Annotated in this window: 1 protein-coding gene; it reads right to left on the reverse strand. The window is 62.5% G+C overall.

Going from position 1 to position 691, the window contains the following annotated elements; all coding sequences use genetic code 11:
* A partial coding sequence (locus tag R8871_RS38315) for a porin (protein WP_175055084.1) occupies positions 1–691 on the reverse strand: 691 nt, incomplete at both ends.

Consider the following 691-nt stretch of genomic DNA (forward strand, 5'->3'; position numbering starts at 1 on the left):
CCAGTGCGCTTGGAGAGGCTGTAGTACTGCGAGAGGTTGAACTGCTGATAGCGTGCCGAGCTCGAGATGCCATTCGACTGCGTTGCGCGCGTATAGCTATAGCCGGCAGCCAGATCCAGCACCGTCAGCGGCTTGAAGTGCAACACTGCGCCAGCCGTGTTGAAAATCGCCTCGTTGTGGAACTTCGAGTTGATGCCCGGAATGTATTGCACGTTCGAGTACGAGAACGAGACGTCCCATTGCGCGCTGAACGCATAGCCGCCCGTCACCGCAACGCGCTGTTGCGCCTGCGCCGTCTGGTAGCCGTTGTTGATGCCCGACACACCCGCCTGCGCACCCGCATTCGACGTCGTGGAGTTAGCGTCCCATGCACCGCCGCCAGACGCCGCGTTATTGATGCGCTGGTAGCCCGCCGCGATCCCGAACGGACCATTCAGGTACTGGATCGCCGCGCTATACGTCGAACCGGCATTGGTGCTGCCCGCCACGCCGCCCAGCGCATACGAACCGCTCACCGTCAGGCCGTACATGCTCGGCGACGTGTACACCAGCGAGTTATTCACGCGGTACAGCGTATCCAGCGAATCGATATCGCCCGGGTGCGCGCCGTATGCGCCCGTCAGCCACGTGGTCGGGCTATACGGCGACAGCAGCGTGTAGTACGACGTGTACTGACGGCCGGCCGTGAACG

This window comes from Paraburkholderia sediminicola (genome assembly GCF_902859805.1).
Classification (GTDB): Bacteria; Pseudomonadota; Gammaproteobacteria; order Burkholderiales; family Burkholderiaceae; genus Paraburkholderia; species Paraburkholderia sediminicola.